Raw genomic sequence first — 20,141 nt, 5'->3', positions numbered from 1 at the left:
CGCAGGAAGCCCGGATTAACAAGATGGCAGTTAACTTCCCCGTGTTCCGTAGAAAGTTTCCCTTACTGGTGACCGGTGGCCTGCTGGCTATACAGCCGCTCGCTTCCTCGACCGCTTCCGCGGCCGAACAATTCAGCTGCGCGCCCTCCGGCGGCAGCTGGGACTGCTCCAGCCAACAACCGGCCGCCGCCCTCCCGCCGCGCCCGCAGCACAGCGCCAACGCCGTGAGTGCAGGCGGCAGCGAAGCCGCCGAGCAAACCTCCGGCGAAGCCAAGGAGCAGCTGGTAACCGAAAGCTCGGGCCGCGCCCTCAAGTCGCGCAGCGCCGACTATAGCCACCTGGACTGGGTACCGCGGGAGAAGCTGACCGCCGCACAACTCGCGGAAGTCGGCCCGTACTGCAGCGGCGAATACGTCGAGCCGGTCCGTCCGGGCATGAACGACAAGACCCCGCGCGACGAAGCACCGACCTACGTTTCGGCCAAGGCCTCCCGCTACGAGCAGGAATCCCAGGTCGCGACGCTGGCCGGCAACGTCGTGCTGCGCCAGGGCAGCATGCAGGTCGAGGCCGACGAGGCCAACCTGCACCAGGCCGAGAACCGCGGCGAGCTGTCCGGCAACGTGCGCCTGCGCGACAACGGCGCGCTGATCGTCGGCGACCACGCCGACCTGCAACTGGACAACGGCGAGGCGAAGATCGACAACGCCGAGTACGTCATGCACCAGGCCCAGGTCCGTGGCAGCGCGCTCTACGCCAAGCGCCAGGAAGACGCCATCATCCAGCTCAAGGACGGTACCTACACCCGTTGCGAGCCGGGCAGCAACTCCTGGTACGTCAAGGGCAACAACATCAAGCTGAACCCGGCCACCGGCTTCGGCACCGCGACCAACGCGACCCTGCGGGTGAAGGACATTCCGGTGTTCTATACCCCCTACATCTATTTCCCGATCGACGACCGTCGCCAGTCCGGCTTCCTGCCGCCGACCCTGTCGAGCACCTCGGACACTGGCTTCACGCTGGTCACGCCGTACTACTTCAACCTGGCCCCGAACTACGACGCCACGTTGTATCCGCGCTACATGGCCAAGCGCGGCCTGATGATGGAAGGCGACTTCCGTTACCTGACCCACAGCAGCGAAGGCCAGTTCACAGCCGCCTACCTGAACGACAGCGACGACAGCCGCAGCAACCAGCCGCACTACACCGACCAACGTTGGCTGTACGGCTGGAAGAACACCAGCGGCCTGGATTCCCGTTGGCTGGCGCAGGTCGACTACACCCGCATCAGCGATCCGTACTACTTCCAGGACCTGGACACCTCGCTGGGCCTCGGTTCGCCGACCTACGTGAACCAGCAGGGCGCACTGACCTATCGCGGCGATGACTTCACCGCTCGCCTCAACGCTCAGGCGTACCAACTCGCCACCGTCACCGACGTGACCCCGTATGACCGCCTGCCGCAGCTGACCCTCGACGGCCACCTGCCGTACAACCCGGGCGGCCTGAACTTCACCTACGGCAGCGAACTGGTGCGCTTCGACCGCAACCTGGACGAGGACGTCTACTTCGATACCGATGGCAACGTCATCGGCCAGCGCCCGGACGTCAACATTTCCGGCCTGGCCCGCGCCACCGGCGACCGCATGCACCTCGAGCCGGGCGTGAGCCTGCCAGTGGCAAGCAGCTACGGCTTCGTCACCCCGACGCTGAAGGCGATGTACACCAAGTACAACCTGGACCTGGACAGCACCGGCCAGGCACAGCTGAAAGGTCTCGACCCGGCGCATCCGAACTATGCCGGCATCAGCTTCGACGACAGCCCGGATCGTTCGCTGGGCCTGGCCAAGCTCGACAGCGGTCTGTACTTCGACCGCGACACCAGCTTCGCTGGCACCAAGTTCCGCCAGACCCTGGAACCGCGCGCCATGTACCTGTACGTGCCGTACAAGAACCAGGACGACCTGCCGACCTTCGACACCGGCGAATTCACCTTCAGCTACGACTCGCTGTGGCGTGAGAACCGCTTCACCGGCAAGGACCGCATTGGCGATGCCAACCAGCTTTCCCTCGGCGCGACCTCGCGCTTCATCGAGGACAACGGCTTCGAGCGGGCGTCCATCAGCGCGGGCCAGATCTACTACTTCTCCGATCGTCGCGTGCAGCTCCCCGGCCTGACCGAGGACTACATCCGCAACTACAACCTGGCCAACCCGAACAACCAGATTTCCAATCCGGATGCGGACGCCTGGCGCTCGCCCTATGCACTGCAAGGCATCTATCGCTTCAACCACGATTGGCGCCTGAACTCCGACTACAACTGGAACCCGAACACTCACCACACCGACAACGGCAGCGTGATGTTCCACTACCAGCCGGAAGCGGAACCGCAGAAAGTGTTCAACGCGGGCTATCGCTATCGCGCGAACAGCAAGGTGTTCGACCCGAACCTGGGCCAGTTCACCTACAACAGCGACCAGTACAAGATCAACCAGCACGACTTCTCGGTCATCTGGCCGGTCGTTCCGCAGTGGAGCGCCATCGCGCGCTGGCAGTTCGACTACAACCAGAGCCGTACCCTCGAAGCACTCGGCGGCTTCGAGTACGACAGCTGCTGCTGGAAGCTGCGTCTGGTCAACCGCTATTGGCTGAAGTACGACGACAACGAGTTCATTACTGCGAACTCGAAAGCTGACCGCGGCATCTTCCTGCAAATCATCCTGAAAGGCCTTGGCGGCGTGGTCGGCAACCAAGTCGAAGGCTTCCTCGACCAAGGCATCCAAGGCTATCGTCAACGTGAAGACAACTCTATGTAACGCCCTGCGCCCGCTGATGCTGGGCGCGCTCCTCATCAGTTCCTTCGCCCGTGCAGACGTGACCCCCCTGGACCGCGTCGTGGCCATCGTCGACAACGACGTGGTCATGCAGAGCCAGTTGGACCAGCGTCTGCGCGAAGTGCGCCAGACCATCCAGAAGCGCGGCGCACCGCTGCCGCCGGAGCACGTGCTGACCCAGCAGGTGCTCGAGCGCCTGATCATCGAGGACATCCAGCTGCAGATCGGCGAGCGCTCCGGCATCCGCATCACCGACGAAGAGCTGAACCAGGCCATGGGCACCATCGCCCAGCGCAACCACATGACCCTGGATCAGTTCCAGGCGGCCCTGACCCGCGACGGCCTGTCCTATGACGACGCCCGCGAGCAGGTGCGCCGCGAGATGGTCATCAGCCGCGTGCGCCAGCGCCGCGTCGCCGAGCGCGTCCAGGTCAGCGAGCAGGAAGTGCAGAACTTCCTCGCCTCCGACCTTGGCAAGATCCAGCTCTCCGAAGAGTACCGCCTGGCCAACATCCTGATCCCGGTACCCGATGGCGCGTCCTCGCAGACGCTGCAGGCCGCCGGCAAGCAGGCCCAGGACATCTACCAGCAGCTCAAGCAGGGTGCCGACTTCAACCAGCTGGCAATTTCCCGCTCGGCTGGCGACAACGCCCTGGAAGGCGGCGAGATCGGCTGGCGCAAGGCCGCACAGCTGCCCTCGCCGTTCGACAGCATGATCAGCAGCATCGCTGTTGGCGACGTTACCGAGCCGGTACGCACGCCCGGCGGCTTCATCATCCTCAAGGTCGAGGAGAAGCGCGGCGGCAGCAAGATGGTGCGCGACGAAGTCCACGTTCGCCACATCCTGCTCAAGCCCAGCGAGATCCGCAGCGACGAAGAGACCCAGAAGCTGGCGCAGAAGCTCTACGACCGCATCAAGAGCGGCGAAGACTTCGGCACCCTGGCCAAGCAATTCTCGGAAGACCCGGGCTCGGCGCTGCACGGCGGCGATCTGAACTGGATCGACCCGGAGGCCCTGGTACCGGAATTCCGCGAAGTGATGAACAACACCCCGCAAGGCCAGCTGTCCAAGCCATTCCGCTCGCCGTTCGGCTGGCACGTGTTGGAAGTACTGGGCCGCCGCGCCACCGACAGCAGCGACAAGTTCCGCGAGCAGCAGGCCGCCCAGGTCCTGCGCAACCGCAAGTACGATGAGGAACTGCAGGCCTGGCTGCGCCAGATCCGCGACGAAGCCTACGTCGAGATCAAGCTGTAAGCCGCGCCTCGCGCGACAAGGAAACCCGGCCCAGGCCGGGTTTCTTTTTGTCCGCGCCCGGCTTCGTCGTAGAGTGAAGAACTCACGAATAATCCCGGCCGCATTCGAGCGGTCGACGCCCTGGGATACCCGCCATGCAAGACCCCAAGCTTTTCGCCCTGACCCCCGGTGAGCCAGCCGGTATCGGCCCGGACCTCTGCCTGCTGCTCTCCCGCGAAGCACAACCGCATCCGCTGGTGGCCATCGCCAACCGCCAGATGCTCGCCGACCGCGCGAAGCTGCTCGACCTGGACATCCAGCTGCTGGAAGTCGGCCCGGGACGTTGGCCGCAGCAACCGGCGCCAGCCGGCGCCCTATTCGTATGGGACACTCCGCTCGGCGCCGCAGTCGCAGCCGGTCGACTCGACCCGGCCAACGCCGCCTACGTCCTGGAGACCCTTACCCGCGCCGGCACCGGCTGCCTCAACGGCGACTTCGCCGGGATGATCACTGCCCCGGTGCACAAAGGCGTAATCAACGAAGGCGGCGTTGCGTTCTCCGGTCACACCGAATTCCTCGCCGAGCTGACCCACACCGAACAGGTCGTGATGATGCTCGCCACCCGCGACCTGCGCGTGGCGCTTGTGACCACCCACCTGCCGTTGCGCGATGTGGCCGACGCCATTACCGCGGAACGCCTGGAGCGCGTTACCCGCATCCTGCATGCCGACCTGCGCGACAAGTTCGGCCTGGCCAGCCCGCGCATCCTGGTCTGCGGCCTCAACCCCCACGCGGGCGAAGGCGGCCACCTCGGGCACGAGGAAATCGACGTCATCGAGCCCACCCTGGAGCGCCTGCGCGAAGAGGGTATGGACCTGATCGGCCCACTGCCGGCCGACACGCTCTTCACCCCCAAGCACCTGGAACACTGCGACGCCGTGCTCGCCATGTACCACGACCAGGGCCTGCCGGTGCTCAAGTACAAGGGTTTCGGCGCAGCGGTGAACGTCACCCTCGGCCTGCCGATCATCCGCACCTCGGTCGACCACGGCACCGCACTCGACCTCGCAGGCAGCGGCCGGATCGACGGCGGCAGCCTGCTGGTGGCCCTGGAAACCGCCTACCAGATGGCGGAAGCACGCAACGCCGGCTAGGTGCAACCGGCCGCCGTTCGGCCAGCGCTACGTGCTGGCCGCCCAGGGCTGGTAAACTTACGCCTTTTTCCGCATCCAGCTGCTGTCAGCTGCTCCCCTGGAGCCTCCATGTCCGAGCTTTTCCAACACCGCGCGCGCAAGCGCTTTGGCCAGAACTTCCTGCATGACGCCGGGGTGATCCACCGTATCCTGCGCGCCATCGCCGCCAAGGAAGGCCAGCACCTGCTGGAAATCGGCCCGGGCCAGGGGGCGTTGACCGAAGGCCTGGTGGACAGCGGCGCGCAACTGGACGTAATCGAGCTCGACCTCGACCTGATCCCGCAGCTGAAATGGAAATTCGGCCTGAAGCCGAACTTCCGCCTGCACCAGGGCGATGCGATGAAGTTCGACTTCTCCACCCTGCCTCAGGCCGGCGAGAAACTGCGCGTTGTGGGCAACCTGCCCTACAACATCTCCACGCCGCTGATCTTCCACCTGCTGGAACACGCCGGGATCATCCAGGACATGCACTTCATGCTGCAAAAGGAAGTGGTGGAACGCCTGGCCGCCGAACCCGGCAATGGCGACTGGGGTCGCCTGTCGATCATGGTGCAGTACTTCTGCAAGGTGGATTACCTGTTCACCGTCGGCCCGGGCGCCTTCAACCCGCCGCCCAAGGTCGAGTCGGCCATCGTGCGCCTGGCGCCCTATGCCGAGCCGCCCTACCCGGCCAAGGATCACCGCCTGCTCGAACGCATCGTCCGCGAAGCCTTCAACCAGCGCCGCAAGACCCTGCGCAACACGCTCAAAACCTTGCTCTCGGTGGAAGATATCGAAGCGGTAGGTGTCGACCCGACCCTGCGCCCCGAGCAACTGGACGTGTCCGACTTCGTCAAGCTGGCCAACCGCCTGGCCGAGCTGACCCCCGATTCCTGATCCACCTGCCCTAGGCGACGACCCCGAGCATGAGCGATCCCCGTTACCAGATCACCGTCAGCGTTACCACCCGCCACCTGCCCGAGCAGTCGCAGCCGGACCAGCAGCGCTACGTCTTCGCCTACACGGTGACCATCCACAACCACGGCGAACAGGCTGCCAAGCTGCTCAGCCGGCACTGGATCATCACCGACGGCGACGGCCATGTGCAGGAAGTGCGGGGTGCCGGCGTCGTAGGCGAGAAGCCGCTGATCGAGCCAGGCGCCAGCCATACCTACACCAGCGGCACGGTGCTCAACACCAAAGTTGGCAGCATGCACGGTAGTTACCAGATGGTCGCCACCGATGGCCACCAGTTCGACGCGGAAATCCCCGTATTCCGCCTTGCCGTGCCCGGGGCGCTGCACTGATGACCACCTACGCCGTCGGCGACGTCCAGGGCTGCCTGGAACCGCTGAAGTGCCTGCTCGATCAAGTCCACTTCGACCCCGCCACCGACCGCCTCTGGCTGGTCGGCGACCTGGTCAACCGCGGCCCGCAGTCCCTGGAGACCCTGCGTTTCCTCTACGCCATGCGCGGCTCGGTGATCAGCGTGCTCGGCAACCACGACCTGCACCTGCTGGCCGTGGCGCACAACGCAGAGCGCCTGAAGAAAGCCGACACCCTGCGCGAGATTCTCGAAGCGCCGGAGCGTGACGACCTGCTCGACTGGCTGCGACGCATGCCGCTGGTGCACCACGACGCCGAGCGCGACGTCACCCTGGTCCACGCCGGCATCCCGCCGCAGTGGAGCATCGAGAAGTCCCTGCTACGCGCCGCCGAGGTGGAAGAAGTGCTGCGCGACGACGATCGCCTGCCGCTGTTCCTCGAAGGCATGTACGGCAACGAACCCGCCAAGTGGGACAAGAAGCTGCACGGCATCGACCGCCTGCGGGTGATCACCAACTACTTCACGCGTATGCGCTTCTGCACACCCGACGGCAAGCTCGACCTGAAGAGCAAGGAAGGCCTGGGCACCGCGCCCGAGGGCTACGCCCCCTGGTTCAGCTATGCCGAGCGCAAGGCCCAAGGACGCAAGATCATCTTTGGCCACTGGGCGGCGTTGGAAGGCCAATGCGACATCCCCGGCCTCTACGCCCTGGACACCGGCTGCGTGTGGGGCGGTAGCATGACGCTGCTGAACGTCGACACTGGCGAACGCATCAACTGCAGCTGTGCCGCCAAGCCCAGCTGACTTTTCCCGAGGTAGAGAACATGAGCGAATTCAAGCGCATAGCCCCCGAACAGGCCCAACAGCTGCGTCAGTCCGGCGCCCAGGTGGTGGATATCCGCGATCCGCAGAGTTTCGCCATGGGCCACATCACCGGTTCGCAGCACATAGACAATTACTCGGTTGCCGACTTCATCCGCCAGGCCGACCTCGACGCGCCCCTGCTGGTGGTCTGCTACCACGGCAACTCCAGCCAGAGCGCTGCGGCCTACTTCGTCCAGCAAGGATTCACCGACGTTTACAGCGTCGACGGCGGCTTCGAACTGTGGCGCAGCGTCTATCCTGCGGATACGGCCAGGGAATCGGCTGACTGAAGCGTCAGATCCCGCGCTTCAAAATTTCTGTAACTTCTCGCCCGATTCCCCTTTACAGGCCGGATAACGAACTATCCTTTTCCTCAGGCCATCCATCAAAGGGGAGAGCCGGCCCACCGGCTTCCGGGATATCGGCAGTGACCATTTTGGGGCGGTTCAGGGCGTAAGCCAGGCACCGTTGGAGTTCTGGGGGGAATCTCGCCGGCTACGCTGGCAGCCCGACCGCACCCGCACACGACCGATCCCGCGCCGGCTCCATGCATCGAGCGAGGAGACGTCATGAGTATTTTCAGTCACTTCCAGGAACGCTTCGAAGCGACCCGCCAGGAGGAATACTCCCTGCAGGAGTACCTGGACATCTGCAAGCAGGACAAGACTGCCTACGCCACGGCCGCCGAACGCATACTGATGGCCATTGGCGATCCTGAGCTTCTGGACACATCCACCGACCCGCGCCTGTCGCGGATCTTCTCCAACAAGGTCATCCGCCGTTACCCGGCGTTCGCCGACTTCCACGGCATGGAAGAGTGCATCGACCAGATCGTTTCCTTCTTCCGCCATGCCGCTCAGGGCCTGGAAGAGAAGAAACAGATCCTCTACCTGCTGGGCCCGGTCGGCGGCGGTAAATCGTCCCTGGCCGAGAAGCTCAAGCAATTGATGGAGAAGGTGCCCTTCTACGCCATTAAGGGCTCGCCGGTGTTCGAATCGCCCCTGGGGCTGTTCAACCCGGACGAAGACGGCGCCATCCTCGAAGAGGACTACGGCATCCCGCGGCGCTACCTGCGTTCGATCATGTCGCCCTGGGCCACCAAGCGGCTGAACGAATTCGGCGGCGACATCAGCCAGTTCCGCGTGGTCAAGCTGTACCCCTCGATCCTCAACCAGATCGCCATCGCCAAGACCGAACCGGGCGACGAGAACAACCAGGACATCTCCGCCCTGGTCGGCAAGGTCGACATCCGCAAGCTCGAGGAATACCCACAGAACGACGCCGACGCCTACAGCTACTCGGGCGCACTGTGCCGGGCCAACCAGGGCCTGATGGAATTCGTCGAGATGTTCAAGGCGCCGATCAAGGTCCTGCACCCACTGCTGACTGCTACCCAGGAGGGCAACTACAACAGCACCGAAGGCCTGGGCGCGCTGCCCTATAGCGGCATCATCCTCGCCCACTCCAACGAATCGGAATGGCACAGCTTCCGCAACAACAAGAACAACGAGGCCTTCATCGACCGCATCTACATCGTCAAGGTCCCGTACTGCCTGCGCGTTGCCGACGAGATCAAGATCTACGACAAGCTGCTGATCAACAGCTCGCTGGCCCATGCGCACTGCGCACCGGACACCCTGAAGATGCTCTCGCAGTTCTCCGTGCTGTCGCGCCTGAAGGAGCCGGACAACTCCAACATCTACTCGAAGATGCGCGTCTACGACGGTGAGAACCTCAAGGACACCGATCCCAAGGCCAAGTCGATCCAGGAGTACCGCGACTCCGCCGGGGTCGACGAGGGCATGGCCGGGCTTTCCACCCGCTTCGCCTTCAAGATCCTCTCCAAGGTGTTCAACTTCGACCCTCACGAGATCGCCGCCAACCCGGTGCACCTGCTCTACGTGCTTGAACAGCAGATCGAGCAGGAGCAATTCCCGCCCGAGACCCGCGAGCGCTACCTGCGCTTCATCAAGGAATACCTGGCGCCGCGCTACGTCGAGTTCATCGGCAAGGAAATCCAGACCGCCTACCTCGAGTCCTACAGCGAGTACGGCCAGAACATCTTCGACCGCTACGTGCTGTACGCCGACTTCTGGATCCAGGACCAGGAATACCGCGACCCGGAAACCGGCGAGATCCTCAACCGTGCCGCGCTGAACGAGGAGCTGGAGAAAATCGAGAAGCCGGCCGGCATCAGCAATCCGAAGGACTTCCGCAACGAAATCGTGAACTTCGTGCTGCGCGCTCGTGCCGGCAACAACGGCAAGAACCCGAGCTGGCTGTCGTACGAGAAGCTGCGTGTGGTGATCGAGAAGAAAATGTTCTCCAACACCGAGGACCTGCTGCCGGTCATCAGCTTCAACGCCAAGGCCAGCAAGGAAGACCAGCAGAAGCACAACGACTTCGTGCGGCGCATGGTCGAGCGCGGCTATACCGAGAAGCAGGTGCGCCTGCTGTCGGAATGGTATCTGCGCGTTCGCAAGTCGCAGTAGTCTGCCATCGGCGCGGCGGATTCCGCCGCGCCGGTCGCCGTCGCATTCGGACCTCTGCGTGGCGGCCGCTCGCCGCCGCGCAGCAGGCCCTGAGGAGCATTCATGAGCTACGTCATCGACCGGCGTCTGAACGGCAAGAACAAGAGCACGGTGAACCGCCAGCGCTTCCTGCGGCGTTACCGTGATCACATCAAGAAGGCGGTCGAAGAGGCCGTCAGCCGCCGCTCCATCACCGACATGGAACACGGCGAACAGATCAGCATCCCCGGCCGCGACATCGACGAACCCGTGCTGCACCATGGCCGCGGCGGTCGGCAGACCGTCGTCCACCCCGGCAACAAGGAATTCACCACCGGCGAACACATCCAGCGCCCGCAAGGCGGCGGTGGCGGCCGCGGCTCCGGCAAGGCCAGCAACCAGGGCGAAGGGATGGACGACTTCGTCTTCCAGATCACCCAGGAAGAATTCCTCGACTTCATGTTCGAGGACCTGGAGCTGCCCAACCTGGTGAAGCGCCACCTGACCGGCAGCGACACCTTCAAGACCGTGCGGGCCGGCATCAGCAATGACGGCAACCCATCGCGCATCAACATCGTCCGCACGCTGCGCTCGGCGCACGCCCGGCGCATCGCCCTGACCGGCAGCACACGGAAGAAACTACGCCTCGCAGTAGCCGAGCTGGAACGCCTGAAACGCGATGAGCCAGACAACCTCGGCGACATCCAGGAACTGGAGATCGAGATCGCCCGGCTGCGTGCGCGCATCGACCGCGTGCCCTTCCTGGACACCTTCGACCTCAAGTACAACCTGCTGATCAAGCAGCCGAACCCCACCTCCAAGGCCGTGATGTTCTGCCTGATGGACGTTTCCGGCTCTATGACCCAGGCGACCAAGGACATCGCCAAGCGCTTCTTCATCCTTCTCTACCTGTTCCTCAAGCGGAACTACGAGAAGATCGAAGTGGTGTTCATCCGCCACCACACCAGCGCCCGCGAAGTGGATGAGGAAGAGTTCTTCTACTCCCGGGAAACCGGCGGCACCATCGTCTCCAGCGCGCTCAAGCTGATGCAGGAGATCATGGCCGAGCGCTACCCCACCAACGAGTGGAACATCTACGCCGCCCAGGCCTCGGACGGCGACAACTGGAACGACGACTCGCCGGTCTGCCGCGATATCCTGGCCAAGCAGATCATGCCGTTCGTGCAGTACTACACCTACGTCGAGATCACCCCGCGCGAGCACCAGGCGCTCTGGTTCGAATACGAGCGGGTACGCGAGGCCTTCGAAGAGAGCTTCGCGCAGCAGCAGATCGTCTCCGCCGCCGACATCTACCCGGTGTTCCGCGAGCTGTTCCAGAGGAGGCTAGTGGCATGAGCAAGCGCCAGCCGATCGCCACAGGGTCGGAGTGGACCTTCGACCTGATCCGCCAATACGACCGGGAAATCAGCCGTATCGCCGAGCGTTATGCGCTGGACACCTACCCGAACCAGATCGAAGTGATCACCGCCGAGCAGATGATGGATGCCTATGCATCCGTCGGCATGCCCATCGGCTACAACCACTGGTCCTATGGCAAGCACTTCCTCAGCACGGAAAAGAATTACAAGCGCGGCCAGATGGGCCTGGCCTACGAGATCGTCATCAACTCCGACCCCTGCATCGCGTACCTGATGGAAGAAAACACCCAGTGCATGCAGGCGCTGGTGATCGCCCACGCCTGCTACGGGCACAACAGCTTCTTCAAGGGTAACTACCTCTTCCGCACCTGGACCGATGCCAGTTCGATCATCGACTACCTGGTGTTCGCCAAGTCGTACATCAACCAGTGCGAAGAGCGTTACGGCATTGATGCCGTGGAAGACCTGCTCGACTCCTGCCACGCGCTGATGAACTACGGCGTGGACCGCTACAAACGTCCCTACCCGATCTCCGCCGAAGAGGAACGGCAGCGCCAGAAAGAGCGTGAAGAGCTGATCCAGCGCCAGGTGAACGACCTCTGGCGGACCATCCCGCGCAGCGGCGGCAAGGACAAGGAACACGAACTGGCGCGCTACCCGAGCGAACCGCAGGAGAACATCCTCTACTTCATCGAGAAGAACGCCCCGCTGCTGGAGCCGTGGCAGCGCGAAGTCGTGCGCATCGTGCGCAAGGTCGCGCAGTACTTCTATCCACAGCGCCAGACCCAGGTGATGAACGAAGGCTGGGCGACCTTCTGGCACTACACGCTGATCAACGACCTCTACGACGAGGGCCTGGTCACCGACGGCTTCATGATGGAGTTCCTCCAGTACCACACCAGCGTGGTCTACCAGCCCGGCTTCGACAGCCCCTACTACAGCGGCATCAACCCCTACGCCCTGGGCTTCGCCATGTACCGCGACATCCGCCGCATCTGCGAGGAGCCCACCGAGGAGGACAAGCGCTGGTTCCCGGACTACGCCGGCAGCGACTGGCTGGAGACCCTCAAGTTCGCCATGAAGAGCTTCAAGGACGAGAGCTTCGTCCTGCAGTTCCTCTCGCCCAAGGTGATCCGCGAGTTCAAGCTGTTCAGCATCCTCGACGACGACCAGAAGGACGACCTGCTGGTCGACGCCATCCACGACGACGACGGCTACCGCAAGATCCGCGAGACCCTGGCCGCCCAGTACAACCTCGGCAACCGCGAACCGAACGTGCAGATATGGAACGTCGACCGCCGCGGCGACCGCTCGCTGACCCTGCGCCACCAGCAGCACAATCGCCAGCCGCTGGCCGAGTCCACCGAAGACGTGCTCAAGCACCTGCACCGCCTTTGGGGCTTCGACATCCACCTGGAAACCCTCAACGGCGAACAGATCGTGCAGACCCACCACATGCCCCCAAAGGGTGAACGCGAGAGCGAGGAGGGCTACCCGCGTCTCGACCTGATCATCCCGCCCATTTGATCGGTTGACCCTCTCCGGAGCGCGACAGAGCATGGCGACTAGCCCAGTCGAGGTCGCCATGCGCCTGTTCGCCATCCTCCTGCTCTGCCTCGCCCTCGCCACCTGCACCACGCAGATTCCCCAGGCGCACGTCACCCAGCTGGCCGACGCGCGCCTGAACGGCCTGCACGCGTTCCAGCTGATGCCGCCGGAAAATGCCGTCGACGCCCTGCCCTACGCCAGCCGCTATCCGCTGCTCAATGCCTGGCTGCGCCAGGGCATGGAACAACGCGGCTACCGGGACTCTGCCCAACCGCAACTGCGCGTCTACTACTGGCTGGCCCTGCGCGACGCGCCGCTGGAGTTCAAGGTGGATGTGCCGCCACCGCAGAGCCTCGGCCCGTACCTCGCGATCCACCGCCTGCACGACGAAACCGGCACTCTGCGAGTGCGCCTGACCGACCTGCGGGACCAGGTGCTCTGGGAAGGCACGGTCAGCACCGGCCTGAGCCCGCAGCACGCCAGCAGCGAATTGCTGCGGCACGCCACCGAGGCACTGGTCGGCCAGGTGCCGAAAGCGGCACCCTGATTTCGGCTCTGCACAGGAGCGAGCTTGCTCGCGAACCTGCACCCGGCTTGAACCCGCCCCCGTGAAGACCCAAGCTATCCCCTTCACAGGAGACAGCTTCATGCAGATCTACAAGGTGGGCGGCGCCGTGCGCGACCGCCTGCTCGGCCAACCCACCAGCGACATCGACTGGGTCGTGGTCGGCGCCAGTGCCGAAGACATGCTGGAAAAAGGCTACCGCCCGGTCGGTGCCGACTTCCCGGTCTTCCTCCATCCCAAGAGCGGCGAGGAGTACGCCCTGGCGCGCACCGAACGCAAGAGCGGTCGCGGCTACGGCGGTTTCACCTTCTACGCCAGCCCGGATGTCACCCTGGAAGAGGACCTGATCCGCCGCGACCTGACCATCAACGCCATGGCCGAGGACGACCAGGGCCGGGTCATCGACCCCTACGGCGGGGAACGCGATCTCCAGGCCCGCCTGCTACGCCACGTCTCCCCGGCCTTCGTCGAAGACCCGCTGCGCGTCCTGCGGGTCGCCCGCTTCGCCGCGCGCTTTGCGCCGTTGGGCTTCCGCGTCGCGGATGAAACCCTGGAGCTGATGCGCGAGTTGTCCGACTCCGGCGAACTTGAAGCGCTGACGCCCGAGCGCACCTGGAAGGAAATCTCCCGCGCCCTCATGGAGACGCGTCCCGACGTATTCATCCAGGTGCTGCGCGACTGCAACGCCTTGAGCGTGCTGATGCCCGAAGTAGACGCCTTGTTCGGCGTACCACAACCGGCCGAGCACCACCCGGAAATCGACACCGGCGAACACTTGCTGGCCGTGCTGCGCCAGTGCGCCGAGCACAAGCAGCCACTGACCGTGCGCTGGGCCTGCCTGCTCCACGACCTGGGCAAGGCACGCACACGGCGCGAGGACTGGCCAAAGCACATCGCCCACGAACACCTTGGCCTGCCATTGATCGACGCGGTCAACGCACGCTTCAAGGTGCCGCGCGACTGCCAGGAGCTGGCGCGCCTGGTCGGCGAGTACCACACCCACGCGCACCGTGCGCTGGAGCTGCGTCCCAATACCCTGCTCGAGTTGCTGCAGGCCTTCGACGTCTATCGCCGGCCGCAGCGCTTCGAAGAGTTCATTGCCGCCAGCGAAATGGATGCGCGCGGCCGCCATGGCCTGGAGCAACGTGCTTATCCACAGGCGGATTACCTTCGCGGCGCAGCCCAGGCCGCACGCGAAGTAGCCGTGCAACCGCTGCTGGAGAAAGGATTCAAGGGGGCGGAACTGGGCGAGGCGCTCAAGCGCGAGCGCCTGAACGCGCTCAAGACCTACAAGGCAGCGCACACGCCGGACGAATAAGCGCGCTTGTAGGAGCGAGCATGCTCGCGAACCTCCGGCGCGCCGACGGTTCGCGAGCAGGAAGTCCGGAACCGGTTAGGCGGCCGGATGCGCCTGGATCAGCTCCGCCGGGGTCAGCTCCATGCCGCGCCACTGGAAGGGCACCGGCCACAGACTCTGGTCGATCTGCGCATCGGCCCAGAGGCTGGCGAAGTCGCGATCAACACCCGGATGGCGAACGTCAGGAGCCAGCAGCGCCAACGGCCAGAGCACGAAGGCGTTCTTCAGCACCTCGGCGCGCGGCAGCACCAGGCCGTCGAAGTCGCCATGCAAGTCGCCGTAGAGCAGCACGTCGATATCCAGCGGCAGGCCCTTGCGATCCGGCGCGTAGCGGCCGTTGTCGGCCTCGATGTGTTTCAACCGCAGGCTCAGTTCGGTGAGCGACAGCTCGGTTTCGCCGGTCACCACCAGATTGAAGAAGGGACCGCTACGGATACCTACCGGCTCGCTCTCGAAGACCGGCGAGCAGCGCAGGTTGTGGACAAAGCCGGTAAGCGCCTCGAGGCCTGCGTGCAAATGACGCTCGCGCTCGACGTTGCTCCCCATGCCGAGGAAAACGGTGGTCAGCGGCATCCGCGTTCGATCTCCACGCCAACGCCGGCAGCAGCGGCTACCGCCCCCGGCTTGGTCACCCGCAGGCGCAGCCAGCGAATGCCGAACTCGGCCATCAACAGCGCGGCCAGGCGTTCGGCGAAGGTTTCCACCAGCTGAAAGTGCGCGTCACGTGCGAACGCGCCGATGCGCTCGGACAGCACGGCATAGTCCAGCGCCTTGGCGATGTCGTCGTCGGCGGCCGCCGGCTGATTGTCCCAGCCCAGGTCCAGGTCCAGCCGCAGGCACTGGCGGATCCCCCGCTCCCAGTCGTAGACGCCGATCACGGTGTCGACTTCCAGGCCCTCGATAAAAACTTTGTCCACTTGCTGCACGCTCCAAGGCAGGCGCACGACAAGCGCACGCCGCCCCGCTAGAATCGGGGCAATCTCGTCCCCGGTGGAAACCATGGTCTGGCTTTTGGCGATCCTCGCCTACCTGCTTGGCTCGCTGTCCTTCGCGGTACTCCTCAGCCGCCTGTTCGGCAGCACCGACCCGCGCGCCAGCGGCTCGGGCAATCCCGGCGCCACCAACATGCTGCGCCTGGCCGGCAAGAAGGCCGCTATCCTCACGCTTCTCGGCGATCTGGCCAAGGGCCTGTTGCCGGTCCTGATCGGCCGCCTTTTCGATGTCGGCGCCATGCAGGAAGCCTGGATAGGCCTGGCGGCGGTACTCGGCCACCTTTACCCGCTGTACTTCAACTTCCGCGGCGGCAAGGGCGTCGCCACCGCCGCCGGCGTACTCCTGGCGCTCTACCCGCCGGCCGCGCTGCTCGCGGTCGTGGCCTGGCTCGTCACCTTCAAGCTCTCGCGCACCAGCTCGCTCGCCTCGCTGGTCGCCACCCCGCTGACCTTGCCGCTACTGGCCTGGCAGATGCCGGCGGTGCTGTTCCCGATGACCCTCCTGACCGGGCTCATCGTCTGGCGCCATCGCGGCAACCTCCGCGACCTGCTGGCAGGACGCGAACGGCACTTCTAGAAAGAAAGCTTCAAGCCGCGAGCCACAGCCTGCAAGAAGAATGTGGCAGCGCGCCGCTTGCAGCTTGCAGCCTGTCGTTTTCAGCTCACCGTGCTCAGACGGCCGGCAGGGATTCCATCGGCCAGCGGGCGCGCACATCGATCGAGGGGCCTTCCTGTTGGCCGGCGAGCAAGCGCTGGCAGCCAGCGTAGGCGATCATCGCACCGTTGTCCGTGCAGAAGCGCGGGCGCGCGTAGAACACCTGCCCCTTCAGCTCGCCGAGCATCTTCTGCAGGTGCTCGCGCAGCGCGCGGTTAGCGCTCACGCCGCCGGCGATCACCAGGTTCTTCAGGCCCGTCTGCTTGAGTGCACGACGGCACTTGATGGTCAGCGTCTCGACCACCGCCTGCTGGAAGGCCAGGGCGATGTCGCAGCGAGTCTGCTCGCCGTCGTCGCCCTCTTCCCGGCAACGCTGCCAGGTGTTCAGGGCGAAGGTCTTGAGACCGCTGAAACTGAAGTCCAGGCCGGGACGATCGGTCATCGGCCGCGGGAAGACGAAACGCCCCGGGGTGCCCTGTTCGGCCATGCGGGCGATCTCCGGGCCACCCGGATAAGCCAGGCCGAGCAGCTTGGCAGTCTTGTCGAAGGCTTCGCCGGCGGCGTCGTCCAGCGACTCGCCGAGCACCTGGTAGCGGCCGATGCCATCCACCCGAACCAGCTGGGTGTGGCCGCCGGAAACCAGCAGGGCGACGAACGGGAACTGCGGCGGCTGCTCCTCGAGCATAGGCGCCAGCAAGTGGCCCTCCATGTGATGCACGCCGACGGCCGGAACACCCCAGGCGAACGCCATGGCCTGGGCGCAGGAAGCGCCGACCAGCAGCGCGCCAACCAGGCCGGGACCGGCGGTATAGGCGATGGCATCGATCTCGTCCGGCTTGCAGCCGGCTTCGTCGAGCACCTGGCGGATCAGCGGCAGCATGCGCTTGACGTGATCGCGCGAGGCGAGCTCGGGAACCACGCCGCCGTAGACGCGATGCAGGTCGATCTGACTGAACAGCGCATCGGCCAGCAAGCCGCGTTCGCTGTCGTAGAGGGCGACGCCGGTTTCGTCGCAGGAGGTTTCCAACCCCAGCACACGCATGGGTTCGAGCCTTCAGTTCTGGGCAAATGAGAAGCCGCGCATGATAATCGCCGGCTGCGGACGCCGACCAGCGTTTTTCGATCGGAGGCTTTGCATTCCTCAGCCCGAACCGTTAATATCCGCAACCCTTGAAAACCGCCGTCTCCCGTGCCTACTGCCAGGAGCGTGCAAATCCCCGGTAATCATTGATAGGTACGACCTGGATGCCCGCCGTCAAAGTTAAAGAGAACGAACCCTTCGACGTAGCCCTGCGTCGTTTCAAGCGCTCCTGCGAAAAAGCAGGCGTACTGGCTGAAGTCCGTAGCCGCGAGTTCTACGAAAAGCCGACCGCTGAGCGCAAGCGCAAAGCCGCTGCCGCTGTTAAGCGTCATGCCAAGAAAGTGCAGCGCGAACAGCGCCGCCGCGAGCGTCTGTACTGAGTTTCACTACTCAGTCGCACGCGCTGCACATCGCCCGGCCCACTCGCCGGGCGAGTGCCTGACAAGCTACACCGCACTCCGATTCGCGCAGGCGAAGCTCGGAGTTTTTTGCTTTTCGCGCCACTGAAAACCAAGCCCCGCGCAGCCTCGCTGCACTATGCTTGGTCCACCCCGCGTATCGCGTGAGCCTATGGCCGGCCTGATCCCGCAATCCTTCATCGACGACCTGCTCAACCGCACCGACATCCTCGATGTGGTGAGTTCGCGCATCCAGCTGAAGAAGACCGGCAAGAACTACAGCGCCTGCTGCCCGTTCCACAAGGAAAAGAGCCCCTCCTTCACCGTCAGTCCGGACAAGCAGTTCTACTACTGCTTCGGCTGCGGCGCCGGCGGCAACGCGCTCGGCTTCATCATGGACCACGACAGCCTGGACTTTCCCCAGGCCGTCGAGGAACTGGCCAAACGCGCCGGCATGGACGTGCCGCGAGAAGACGGTCGTCGCGGCAAGCCGCGCCAGCCGACCGACTCGCCACTCTACCCGCTACTCGCCGCCGCCGCCGACTACTACCGCCAGGCACTGAAGAGCCATCCGGCGCGCAAGGCCGCGGTGGAATACCTAAAAGGCCGCGGCCTGACCGGCGAGATCGCCCGCGACTTCGGCCTGGGCTTCGCACCACCCGGCTGGGACAACCTGCTCAAGCATCTGGGTGGCGACAACCTGCAGCTCAAGGCCATGCTCGACGCCGGCCTGCTGGTGGAAAACCCCGACAGCGGCAAACGCTACGACCGCTTCCGCGACCGGGTAATTTTCCCCATTCGCGACAGCCGTGGGCGAGTGATCGCCTTCGGCGGCCGAGTCCTGGGCGACGACAAGCCGAAATACCTGAACTCCCCGGAAACCCCGGTCTTCCACAAAGGCCAGGAGCTCTACGGGCTGTTCGAGGCGCGCAAGAACAACCGCGACCTCGACGAGATCATGGTGGTCGAGGGCTACATGGACGTCATCGCCCTTGCCCAGCAAGGCATCCGCAATGCCGTGGCGACCCTTGGCACCGCAACCAGCGAAGAGCACATCAAGCGCCTCTTCCGACTGGTCCCGAACATCCTGTTCTGCTTCGACGGCGACCAGGCCGGCCGCAACGCCGCCTGGCGCGCCCTGGAATCGGCACTGTCGAACCTGCAGGACGGGCGCAAAGTACGCTTCCTGTTTCTCCCCGAAGGCGAGGACCCGGACAGCCTGGTACGCGCCGAAGGCCCCGACGCCTTCCGCGCCCGCCTGGCGCAGCAAGCCCAACCGCTGGCCGACTACTTCTTCCAGCAACTGATGCGCGAAGCCGACCCCAGCACGCTGGAAGGCAAGGCACACCTGGCCACCCTGGCCAGCCCGCTGCTGGAGAAGATCCCCGGCAACACCCTGCGCCTGCTGATGCGCCAACGCCTGGGCGAAATCACCGGCCTAAGCGGCGAAGCGCTCAACCAGTTGAGCGCACCGCGCAGCTCGGGCGGTAGCACCGCACCAAGTCATGCTGATAAGCACGCGCACGAATATGCCGATTACGACGTAGGACAATTCGCCGATCACGGCGACTCGCATTACCAGGACAGCGCCAGCTACTTCGAAGCGCCGAGCACTCCAAGTTTCTCGAAACAGGAGAAAAAGCCCTGGAAAGGCGAGCGCAAGTGGGAAGGTAAATGGGACGGCAAGAAAGGCGGCAAGCGCGGTGACTTCACCCCTCGCCAACCACGCACCGAGATAGGTGTCGAATCGCCAACCCTGACCGCCCTGCGGACTTTACTGCATCATCCGCAACTGGCGCAGAAAGTCGAAGATGCCAGCCATTTCGCCGGAGAAGACCAGACTTACTCGCAACTGCTGGTCGCCCTGCTCGAGGCCCTGCAGAAGAATCCGAAGCAGCGTTCGATGCAGTTGATCGCCCGCTGGCACGGCACCGAACAGGGCCGCCTGCTGCGCGCCCTGGCGGAGAAGGAATGGCTGATTTCCGCCGACAACCTTGAACAACAGTTTTTCGACACTATAACTAGGATGGCTGCCAGCCAACGCGAGCGCAGCCTTGAGCAACTGATCCGCAAGGATCGCGAAAGCGGACTCAGTTCAGAGGAAAAGGGGCGCCTCCTCGAACTCCTCACTCGCACCGCAATTCCCGTCGCCCCGACCTCATCTGGCGCTTGAGGTCATCTTTCAGCTATAATGGTCAGCTTGTTTTTTGCCCGCCAAGACCTTCAGT

Annotated in this window: 18 protein-coding genes; 15 read left to right on the top strand and 3 right to left on the bottom strand. The window is 64.3% G+C overall.

Features of this window, described 5'->3' with window-relative positions; all coding sequences use genetic code 11:
- Positions 1-23: 23 nt before the first annotated feature.
- The 12 genes from PKB_RS02710 to PKB_RS02655 all read left to right on the top strand — a co-directional run bounded on the left by PKB_RS02710 (position 24) and on the right by PKB_RS02655 (position 14,748).
- Positions 24-2,813 (top strand): LPS-assembly protein LptD, encoded by a 2,790-nt coding sequence (locus tag PKB_RS02710; RefSeq protein WP_043248835.1) that lies wholly within the window; start codon positions 24-26, stop codon positions 2,811-2,813.
- Positions 2,794-4,086, top strand: coding sequence for a peptidylprolyl isomerase SurA (gene surA, locus PKB_RS02705; RefSeq protein WP_043248834.1), 1,293 nt, complete (start codon positions 2,794-2,796; stop codon positions 4,084-4,086). The genes PKB_RS02710 and surA overlap by 20 nt, the downstream gene beginning before the upstream one ends.
- A 134-nt stretch (positions 4,087-4,220) precedes the next feature.
- A complete protein-coding gene (gene pdxA, locus PKB_RS02700) occupies positions 4,221-5,219 on the top strand; it encodes a 4-hydroxythreonine-4-phosphate dehydrogenase PdxA (protein ID WP_043248832.1) in 999 nt (332 codons plus the stop codon).
- Between the two features lie 108 nt (positions 5,220-5,327).
- The gene (gene rsmA, locus PKB_RS02695; RefSeq protein ID WP_043248831.1) at positions 5,328-6,134 is read left to right on the top strand and encodes a 16S rRNA (adenine(1518)-N(6)/adenine(1519)-N(6))-dimethyltransferase RsmA; all 807 of its coding nucleotides are present in this window, start codon (positions 5,328-5,330) and stop codon (positions 6,132-6,134) included.
- A gap of 29 nt (positions 6,135-6,163) precedes the next feature.
- Complete coding sequence (apaG, locus tag PKB_RS02690) at positions 6,164-6,544, top strand: Co2+/Mg2+ efflux protein ApaG (RefSeq protein ID WP_043248830.1); 381 nt, start codon at positions 6,164-6,166, stop codon at positions 6,542-6,544.
- On the top strand, positions 6,544-7,368 hold the full coding sequence (locus tag PKB_RS02685; RefSeq protein WP_043248828.1) for a symmetrical bis(5'-nucleosyl)-tetraphosphatase: 825 nt from the start codon (positions 6,544-6,546) through the stop codon (positions 7,366-7,368). The genes apaG and PKB_RS02685 overlap by 1 nt, the downstream gene beginning before the upstream one ends.
- A 20-nt stretch (positions 7,369-7,388) precedes the next feature.
- Entirely contained in the window at positions 7,389-7,718 is a 330-nt protein-coding gene (glpE, locus tag PKB_RS02680; protein ID WP_043248826.1) for a thiosulfate sulfurtransferase GlpE, read from the top strand.
- Between the two features lie 279 nt (positions 7,719-7,997).
- Positions 7,998-9,920: a PrkA family serine protein kinase gene (locus tag PKB_RS02675; protein ID WP_043248824.1), complete on the top strand. Its 1,923-nt coding sequence runs from the start codon at positions 7,998-8,000 to the stop codon at positions 9,918-9,920.
- 102 nt (positions 9,921-10,022) lie between these two features.
- On the top strand, positions 10,023-11,294 hold the full coding sequence (locus PKB_RS02670; protein ID WP_043248822.1) for a YeaH/YhbH family protein: 1,272 nt from the start codon (positions 10,023-10,025) through the stop codon (positions 11,292-11,294).
- Positions 11,291-12,844 (top strand): SpoVR family protein, encoded by a 1,554-nt coding sequence (locus tag PKB_RS02665; RefSeq protein WP_043248820.1) that lies wholly within the window; start codon positions 11,291-11,293, stop codon positions 12,842-12,844. Before PKB_RS02670 ends, PKB_RS02665 begins: the two co-directional genes overlap by 4 nt.
- A 58-nt stretch (positions 12,845-12,902) precedes the next feature.
- On the top strand, positions 12,903-13,412 hold the full coding sequence (locus tag PKB_RS02660) for a DUF4136 domain-containing protein (protein WP_043248819.1): 510 nt from the start codon (positions 12,903-12,905) through the stop codon (positions 13,410-13,412).
- 100 nt (positions 13,413-13,512) lie between these two features.
- Complete coding sequence (locus tag PKB_RS02655; protein ID WP_043248817.1) at positions 13,513-14,748, top strand: multifunctional CCA addition/repair protein; 1,236 nt, start codon at positions 13,513-13,515, stop codon at positions 14,746-14,748.
- A 75-nt stretch (positions 14,749-14,823) separates the two neighbouring features.
- Here the strand turns inward: PKB_RS02655 and folK are convergent, their stop codons facing one another.
- Positions 14,824-15,360 (bottom strand): 2-amino-4-hydroxy-6-hydroxymethyldihydropteridine diphosphokinase, encoded by a 537-nt coding sequence (gene folK / locus PKB_RS02650; protein ID WP_043248815.1) that lies wholly within the window; start codon positions 15,358-15,360, stop codon positions 14,824-14,826.
- Complete coding sequence (gene folB, locus PKB_RS02645) at positions 15,351-15,704, bottom strand: dihydroneopterin aldolase (protein WP_043248814.1); 354 nt, start codon at positions 15,702-15,704, stop codon at positions 15,351-15,353. Before folB ends, folK begins: the two co-directional genes overlap by 10 nt.
- An 82-nt stretch (positions 15,705-15,786) precedes the next feature.
- On the opposite strand from folB, the gene plsY reads away from it, so the two are divergent.
- Positions 15,787-16,356 (top strand): glycerol-3-phosphate 1-O-acyltransferase PlsY, encoded by a 570-nt coding sequence (gene plsY / locus PKB_RS02640; RefSeq protein WP_043248812.1) that lies wholly within the window; start codon positions 15,787-15,789, stop codon positions 16,354-16,356.
- Positions 16,357-16,450: 94 nt separating this feature from the next.
- On the opposite strand, the gene tsaD is transcribed toward plsY, so the two are convergent.
- Positions 16,451-17,476 (bottom strand): tRNA (adenosine(37)-N6)-threonylcarbamoyltransferase complex transferase subunit TsaD, encoded by a 1,026-nt coding sequence (gene tsaD, locus PKB_RS02635; protein ID WP_043248811.1) that lies wholly within the window; start codon positions 17,474-17,476, stop codon positions 16,451-16,453.
- Positions 17,477-17,679: 203 nt separating this feature from the next.
- On the opposite strand from tsaD, the gene rpsU reads away from it, so the two are divergent.
- The gene (rpsU, locus tag PKB_RS02630) at positions 17,680-17,895 is read left to right on the top strand and encodes a 30S ribosomal protein S21 (RefSeq protein WP_003085057.1); all 216 of its coding nucleotides are present in this window, start codon (positions 17,680-17,682) and stop codon (positions 17,893-17,895) included.
- Positions 17,896-18,085: 190 nt separating this feature from the next.
- On the top strand, positions 18,086-20,086 hold the full coding sequence (gene dnaG / locus PKB_RS02625) for a DNA primase (RefSeq protein WP_043248809.1): 2,001 nt from the start codon (positions 18,086-18,088) through the stop codon (positions 20,084-20,086).
- The last annotated feature ends 55 nt before the right edge of the window (positions 20,087-20,141 follow it).

Origin of the sequence: Pseudomonas knackmussii B13, from assembly GCF_000689415.1 — a bacterium.
Taxonomy (GTDB): domain Bacteria; phylum Pseudomonadota; class Gammaproteobacteria; order Pseudomonadales; family Pseudomonadaceae; genus Pseudomonas; species Pseudomonas knackmussii.
The sequence above is the reverse complement of the archived record's forward strand: the minus strand, read 5'-3'. Positions and strand labels throughout refer to the sequence as shown.